This window comes from Cellulophaga sp., from assembly GCF_039943695.1.
Lineage (GTDB): Bacteria > Bacteroidota > Bacteroidia > Flavobacteriales > Flavobacteriaceae > Cellulophaga.
In genome coordinates this window covers 1-7,855 of sequence record NZ_JBDVAA010000137.1, presented here as the reverse complement: position 1 = coordinate 7,855, position 7,855 = coordinate 1, and the positions used below count along the sequence as shown (strand labels likewise).

At 31.1% G+C, this 7,855-nt stretch carries 8 protein-coding genes and 1 pseudogene; 2 read left to right on the top strand and 7 right to left on the bottom strand.

What is annotated here, in order from left to right; all coding sequences use genetic code 11:
- Together ABJD66_RS09395 and miaA are read left to right on the top strand one after the other, a co-directional pair.
- Positions 1-601 (top strand): ion transporter (locus ABJD66_RS09395; RefSeq protein WP_348130783.1); only part of this gene is annotated, 601 nt, incomplete at its 5' end.
- Positions 601-1,506: a tRNA (adenosine(37)-N6)-dimethylallyltransferase MiaA gene (miaA, locus tag ABJD66_RS09390; protein ID WP_348130780.1), complete on the top strand. Its 906-nt coding sequence runs from the start codon at positions 601-603 to the stop codon at positions 1,504-1,506. The genes ABJD66_RS09395 and miaA, both read left to right, overlap by 1 nt.
- Before the next feature lie 64 nt (positions 1,507-1,570).
- On the opposite strand, the gene ABJD66_RS09385 is transcribed toward miaA, so the two are convergent.
- The 7 genes and pseudogenes from ABJD66_RS09385 to ABJD66_RS09355 form a co-directional block, all read right to left on the bottom strand.
- Positions 1,571-2,287 (bottom strand): response regulator transcription factor, encoded by a 717-nt coding sequence (locus ABJD66_RS09385; RefSeq protein WP_100895651.1) that lies wholly within the window; start codon positions 2,285-2,287, stop codon positions 1,571-1,573.
- 5 nt (positions 2,288-2,292) lie between these two features.
- Positions 2,293-3,876, bottom strand: a complete 1,584-nt coding sequence (locus ABJD66_RS09380) for a HAMP domain-containing sensor histidine kinase (RefSeq protein WP_100895650.1) — start codon at positions 3,874-3,876, stop codon at positions 2,293-2,295.
- Between the two features lie 82 nt (positions 3,877-3,958).
- The gene (coaE, locus tag ABJD66_RS09375; RefSeq protein WP_348130776.1) at positions 3,959-4,543 is read right to left on the bottom strand and encodes a dephospho-CoA kinase; all 585 of its coding nucleotides are present in this window, start codon (positions 4,541-4,543) and stop codon (positions 3,959-3,961) included.
- Positions 4,540-5,460: a YbbR-like domain-containing protein gene (locus ABJD66_RS09370; protein ID WP_348130773.1), complete on the bottom strand. Its 921-nt coding sequence runs from the start codon at positions 5,458-5,460 to the stop codon at positions 4,540-4,542. The genes coaE and ABJD66_RS09370 overlap by 4 nt, the downstream gene beginning before the upstream one ends.
- A gap of 41 nt (positions 5,461-5,501) precedes the next feature.
- A complete protein-coding gene (locus ABJD66_RS09365) occupies positions 5,502-6,503 on the bottom strand; it encodes a glycosyltransferase (protein WP_348130770.1) in 1,002 nt (333 codons plus the stop codon).
- A 66-nt stretch (positions 6,504-6,569) separates the two neighbouring features.
- Positions 6,570-7,385, bottom strand: a complete 816-nt coding sequence (locus tag ABJD66_RS09360; protein ID WP_303541448.1) for an SDR family oxidoreductase — start codon at positions 7,383-7,385, stop codon at positions 6,570-6,572.
- A gap of 67 nt (positions 7,386-7,452) precedes the next feature.
- Positions 7,453-7,855: pseudogene (locus tag ABJD66_RS09355) on the bottom strand (DNA repair protein RecN); the annotation flags it as partial.

The following is a 7,855-nucleotide window of genomic DNA, read 5'->3' as shown; positions in this document are numbered from 1 at the left end:
TATTTTTAGCTTTTTTGGTATTATAGATTTTTTATCTACGGTGCCTAAATATTTAGCTTTCTTTTTTATGGGATCGCAGTATTTTACAGCATTTAGAGCACTAAGGTTATTACGTGTTTTTAGAATATTAAAGCTAGTGCGTTTTGTTGGTGAATCTAATAAACTTATAAATGCATTAAGAGCAAGTAGAACCAAAATATCAGTTTTTGTATTTTTTGTATTGATAATATCTGTACTATTAGGTACATTAATGTATTTAATTGAAGGTCCAGACCACGGATTTAACAGTATACCACATAGTGTATACTGGACAATAGTTACATTAACTACCGTTGGTTATGGTGATATTTCTCCGCAAACACCACTTGGGCAGTTTTTAGCCACTTTAATTATGATTATTGGTTACGGAGTTATTGCTGTACCCACAGGTATTGTATCTGCCGAGTACGCATCTAACTTAAACACAAATAAAACTATGGACGAAGGAAGATCTTGTCCTAATTGTAGTTGTGAAATTAAACGATCTGATGCTGATTATTGTAGAAAGTGTGGCTACAACTTAAACCAAGAAGATGAAGATGAAAACGAAAAAGAAGCATAGTGAATACTAAAACTCTACTGTCTGTTGTTGGCCCTACCGCTATTGGAAAAACAAAATTGGCAATTACATTAGCACAGCATTTTAATACAGAAATAATATCTGCTGATTCTCGTCAGTTTTTTAAAGAAATGGCTATTGGTACTGCTGTTCCTGATAAAGATGAACTAGCTGCTGTACCACATCATTTTATTCAGCATAAAAGTATTTTAGAATCTTATTCTGTTGGCGATTTTGAAAAAGAAGCGCTTAAAAAATTAGACAATCTATTTAAAGAAAAAGACATTGTAGTACTTGTTGGCGGTAGCGGTTTATATGTAGATGCTGTTACCAAAGGCGTAGATAGTTTCCCTAAAATAGATGCTAGTGTTAGAGTAAGTTTAAATACTTTATTTGAAAAAGAAGGTATTACTGCATTACAACAAAAATTAGAAAATTTAGATCCTGAATATTACAACAAAGTAGATAAAGACAATCCACATAGATTAATACGAGCTTTAGAGGTTTGTATTGGATCTGGGAAGCCCTACTCTACTTTTTTAAATCAGGAAAAACCTAAAAGACCATTTAATGTAATTACAATTGGTATTACGGCAGATCGTGAAATTATTTACGACAGAATTAATACTAGAGTAGATCTAATGGAGCAAAATGGCTTATTAAACGAAGCCAAAGCACTAACAGAATACCAAAACCTTAACGCACTACAAACTGTTGGCTATAGAGAGCTATTTCAGTTTTTTAATGGTAATTGGACGCTAGAGTTTGCGTTATCTGAAATTAAAAAAAATACCAGAAGATTTGCTAAAAGACAACTTACTTGGTTTAAAAAAAATAAAGAAACACTTTGGGTAAATTTTAATGATGATCCTAAAAACATAATAGCAACTATTAAAGAAAAGTTATAAGCATAAAAAAACCATCCTTAAATAGGATGGTTTTTTGTTTTGTATATTTTATAATAAAAATATTTTAAGACTCTTCTTCAGTTTTAATTACCAAACGGAAACCTTCACCGTGAATGTTTAATATCTCTACATTCTCATCTTTCTTTAAATACTTTCTAAGCTTAGCTATATAAACATCCATACTTCTAGATGTAAAATAGTTATCATCTCTCCATATTTTAGTTAATGCTAATTCTCTTGGCATTAAATCGTTTTCGTGTAAAGCCAACAAACGTAAAAGATCGTTTTCTTTTGGAGATAATTTAACAGCTTCTTCTTCTTTAAATTTTAAGAATCTAAGTTTAGAGTTCAATTTAAAATCACCAATTGTAAACTCAAACTTTTTACTATCTGCCATAGTATTAGAAGATTTTCTTTGTAATATAGCTTTTAGCTTCATTAAAAGAACTTCAGAATCAAAAGGCTTATTTAAGTAATCATCTGCACCTGCTTTATAACCTTTTAGCACATCTTCTTTCATTGTTTTAGCAGTAAGAAAAACAATTGGCACGTTTTCATTCTTTTCTCTAATCTCTCTAGCTAAAGTATAACCATCTTTATAAGGCATCATCACATCCAAAATACAAACATCATAAATGTCTTTTTTGAACTTTTCAAAACCTTCCATTCCGTTTTTAGCTAATACTACATCAAAATTATTCATTCCTAAATAATCTTTAAGAACTATTCCAAAGTTTGGATCGTCCTCTACCAAAAGTATTTTCTTGTTTACTGTTTCCATATCTCTTAAATTATAGGTAATTTAATGTAGAAAGTGCTTCCTTTTCCTTTTTCGCTTTCTGCATAAACTTCACCTTGGTGATCATCTATTATTTTTTTTACGTAGGCCAGTCCTAAACCGTGCCCTTTTACATTATGTATATCTCCTGTGTGCTCTCTGTAAAATTTTTCAAAAACTTTTTTCAGAACAGCTTTACTCATTCCAGACCCTTGATCTTTAATTTTTATAACAATACTATTTTTAGTACTCTCTGTATACACATCAATTTTTGGTGCTTCAGGAGAGTATTTAATAGCATTATCCATAACATTTACCAACACGTTGGTAAAGTGCATTTCATTAGCCAAAACATCTGTACGTTTTGCATTTAGGTGTGTATTAATATAACCACCTCTATCATCTACTATTAATTCTACGTGTGTAATAGCATCTTCAATTATGTCGTGTACATCTACTCTTTCCTTACTAATATCTAATTGATTCTTCTCCAATTTAGATATACGCAACACATTCTCTACTTGTGCGTGCATTCTTTTATTTTCGTCTCTTATCATTTGTAAGTAACGACCAACTTTTTCTTTATCTCCTATGGTTGCAGGGTTTTTAATGGCCTCTACTGCTAAATTTATAGTAGCAATTGGGGTTTTAAACTCGTGCGTCATATTATTAATAAAGTCTGTTTTTATTTCAGATATTTTCTTTTGTCTAATTAATTGATAAATAGCACCTACATACGTTATTAGTATAATAGTGGTAAATAAAAATGTAATTAATGCCATTCCTAAAATAGAACCAATTAAGTATTCCTTTTTATCGGGAAAAGAAACTAGCAACGAAAAATCTGTTTTTCCTTCACTATCCCTAAAAATTGGTGTTCTATTTATTGTTTCTGGGTCAAATTTAAATTTTCTAGATTTTACAGATGTTGGTAGGCCTTTGCTATAAATACCATACTCAAAATCAATATCAATTTTTCTATTTTTAAATTCTTTTTCTAAAGCTGTTCTAATCTCTTTTTTAGAAACCCTTTTATACATTGGCCTTCTGTTTGCCTCATCTCTAAAAGATTCCTCAAACTGTAATTTTTCAAACCTAGAAATATCTCCAAATTTTGTTATTTTTTTTATGGGTGTAAAGCTGTAACCTTTACCATCCATACCAAAATTTTCTTTTAAAACAGTTTCTACAGTTTTGCTTGTATAACTAGTAATAGTTGTTGTACTATCACTTAAAAGATCATTGTCAAAGAACGAAGGTGGAACATTGTAATTCTCTTTTAATATTCCGTGATTATAAATAGTTACTTCTCTAGAGTCTTCATCTACCTCTCTATAAAAAATATCTCTAATTTGGTATTCTGATGGTTTACCAACACTATCTTTTAGCGCTATAAACTTATCTCCATACTCATTTATTTCTCTTGTTTCTATTTTGCTTGCTACATTATCTAGTACCTGAGATACTGTCTGATAAAATTGCTCTTCTTTGTCCTCTATAGATTTTTTAATCCAATACGCCTGAACAAATATTATTCCTAGCAAAGACAAGGTCATTAACACAATAAGTACAACCAATAACTTCTTGTTCATTTGGGCAAAATTAAGATTTTAACATATATAGTCTCTCCTGTTTAACCTAACCTTAACACTAATAGTTAAACTTTAACGATTATTAAGATAAGCTCCTTAATATAGAGTGAATTTCATTTATTTTTAACTCTAAATTTACAATATCTTCATTTATTAACTTAAAATCAGACATTTTTTCTTTCTTTTCATCTGCCCATTGATTGTTCATCCTAGAAAGAATTTTTTCTCGTGTAGTATTATCCCTTTTTAAAATCCTATTAATTCTGACTTCCAAAGGTGCTGTAACCAAAATTATGTAGTCGTAGAAATCTTGGTTTTTATTTTCAAAAATAATTGCGCTTTCCTGTATAACATAGGGTGCGTCTTGTTTTTTAGTCCACTCTAAAAAGTGCTCTCTTACAGCTGGGTGTACAATATTATTTAGTTGCTCTAACAAACTAGCATCCGCAAATACCTTTTCTGCTATATATTCTCTATTTAAAACATTGTTTACATAAGCATCTTTACCTAATAGGCTTGCTATTTGCTCTTTAACACTAACAGAAGTATGCATTAACTGTTTAGCTTCTAGGTCCGAATTATAAACAGGAACACCTAAATCTGCAAACATTTTTGCTGCTGTACTTTTTCCACTACCTATACCTCCTGTTAAACCTACTATTTTCATTTTCTATTTAAAATAAATTCTACAGCTTCTTCTTTTAACTTAGCACTATATACACCCTCTGGCTTTTTACTTAGTTTTAACTTTAAAATTGGTGAGTTTTCATCAACATAATCATTAAAGTCTGCAGTTAAACTAAAATCAGACACTTTAACCTCTTTTAAATCTGTAACTTTTGCTTTACACAAAATAGAAACTTTATTAGGAAACGTTCTAATACTTACTTCTTCTGGTAAATTTAACACAGTAACTGGCACTGTAATTATTTTCTCTGAAAAACGAAAGACCTCACCAGAAACAACAACACTCTCGTTAGAAAACTTTGTATTGGTTAGATCTTGCGGTAACAATAAACCTAGTTTTTGCTTAAAGTTTGAAGAAATATTACTAAAATCATATTCTTCTGATTTAACATAGTTAATAGAATCTATCTCTGTTTTTGGTCCTGAAATTTTTATAGAATCTGGTGTTATTTTAAGTGCTTTATCTAGCACATAATTTTGCGCTAAATCTACTTTAACACTAGATATAACAGGAACTTTTTTTGTATGCAACTTATACAAATCTAAATACAAAGTGTCACTAAAACCAACTTCTGTTAAAGATAATGAGTTGGGCAATTGTTGTTCTATTTGCTTCCTAAACACAGACTGTCTAAGAAAAAACTTATCTCCTTTATGCTCTACACTTTTTAAATCTACTTTAATATTTTTTCTAAAAGTATTTAAACGTAACAACTGAAAACCTCCAGCGTGTACTTTTACCTGAACTTCTGTCTGGTGTTTTTCTGCAAAAAATAAACTATCTGGTACGTTTATGTACTCTAAATTAAAATAAGTATTTGCTGTATAAGAATCAGACAAATTACTAATAAACCACGCCATAGTAGCACATAGTAAAAACAGTGAAAATATTTTCACTTTACGTTTATTTAGTCCGTTTTTTATTTTACTTAACACCTTTATAATTTAAAAAATAATTTAGGAAATAATTCTTGTGCAGTCTTTTTACTTGAGTTTAAAGTTAAAGTAGATTTTAAAAAGCCATAACCATACCCAACAAATTGTATTGTTACAGCTACCAAAGATAAAAACGCAATTACAATACTTTTATTTTTTATAAGCGAATCTATAAATAACAGCGTAAAATACAAACTATAACAATATAAAAACCAGGGTAGTCCTAAAAACGAAGCCAATAGTGAAACTAAAAACCCAAAGCAAAATAAAGCCGGAAACCAATACGTAATTTTAGCTGTTTCTGGATGCCATTTATTTAATATTGGGCGTACCATACCAAACTTGTTTACCTGAATGTAAAATTTATTCCAGTCTATTCTACGCTTATGATAAACATATGCCTCAGGAATTAATTTGGTTGTAAAACCATTGTTCCAAATTCTAATAGTTAAATCTGGGTCCTCACCAGGATGAATATTACCATAGCCACCAGTTTGCTCAAAAGCCTCTTTAGAAATACCCATATTAAAACTACGAGGCTGAAATTTATCTACTGCCTTTTTACCTCCGCGTATACCACCTGTTGTAAAAAACGATGTCATTGCGTAATTAATTGCTTTTTGTACTGTAGAAAAAGATTCATGTGCCGCATCTGGCCCGCCGTAACAGTCTACATAGTCTTTTTGCAGTGATGCTTCTGCTGTTTCTAAATAATGTGATGGTAAAATACAATCTGAGTCTAAGACTATAAAGTAATTACCCTTAGCTTTTCGCATTCCGTAATTTCTAGAATCTCCTGGTCCTGAATTCTCTTTTTTATAATATGATATTGGTAAACTAGAAAAACGAGAAACCTCTTCCTCTGAGCTAATAGTAGAACCATCTTCCACAATAACAATCTCATAAGGTTTTGTGTAGGTTTGTTGCTCTAAACTTTGCAACAACTCTCTAATTTCATTAGGCCTGTTATAAACCGGAACTATAAAAGAAAACAAAAAATTCATGTAGTACCACTGTAAACATAAAAGCCACCCCAAAAAAAGGATGGCTCTTACTATATTATATTATTCTTATTCTTCTGTAAAATGCTCTATTACCTCTTGGCTAACTCCTGTGTTAGAAAAACCACCATCATGAAATAAGTTTTGCATAGTTACTTTCTTTGTAAGGTCTGAAAACAAAGAAACAGTATAATCTGCACAATCCTGAGCAGTTGCATTACCTAAAGGAGACATTTTATCTGCATAAGCAATAAAACCACCAAAACCTTTAACACCTTGACCTGCTGTAGTTGGCGTTGGAGACTGAGAAATTGTATTTACACGTACTTGCTTTTCTTTACCAAAGAAATAACCAAAACTACGAGCTACAGATTCTAAATATGCTTTATTATCTGCCATATCATTATAATCTGGAAATGTACGTTGTGCAGCCATATAAGTTAAAGCTACAATACTTCCCCACTGGTTCATTGCATCTGCTTTATATAAACTTTGCATTACTTTATGAAAAGACAATGCAGAAACATCCCAACCTTTTGCTGTAAAATCATACTTCTCATCTGTATAAGCACGACCTTTTCTTACGTTTACAGACATTCCTATAGAGTGTAAAACAAAATCTAATTTACCACCCAAAATTTCTGTAGCCTTTGCTACCAAGTTGTTTAAATCTTCTTCGCTAGTTGCATCTGCAGGTATAATTTCTGATCCTGTTTTTTCTGCCAACTGCTTTATTTGCCCCATACGCATTGCTATAGGTGCGTTAGTTAACACAAAAGTACCACCTTCTGCGTGTACTCTTTCTGCAGTTTTCCAAGCAATAGAATTTTCATCTAATGCTCCAAATATAATACCTCTTTTTCCTTTTAATAAATTGTATGCCATTTGCTGTTTATTTTGGTAATTTTTATGTGCGCGTAAAGATATTCAAAAAAAGTAGAATGCAATGCTTCTAATTCAATAACTGCCTTGCGTGTGCAATAGCAGAATCTGATAAATCTTTACCTCCCAACATTTCTGCTAACTCCACTACTCTTTCTTCTGTAGTAAGTTGCTTCATTTGCGTGTGCGTTACGTTATTTTTATCTTCTTTATATACTTTGTAATGATGATTACCTTTAGATGCTACTTGCGGCAAGTGTGTAATGGAGAATATCTGCATACTACTACTCATCTCTTGCATAATAACTCCCATTCTGTTAGATATTTCTCCAGAAACTCCTGTATCTATCTCATCAAACATAAGGGTTGGTAAATCTTCATATTTAGCTAAAACTGCCTTTATAGCTAACATAATACGAGAAAGCTCTCCTCCAGATGCCACTTTTTTCAACTCACCAAAAGCAGATCCTTTA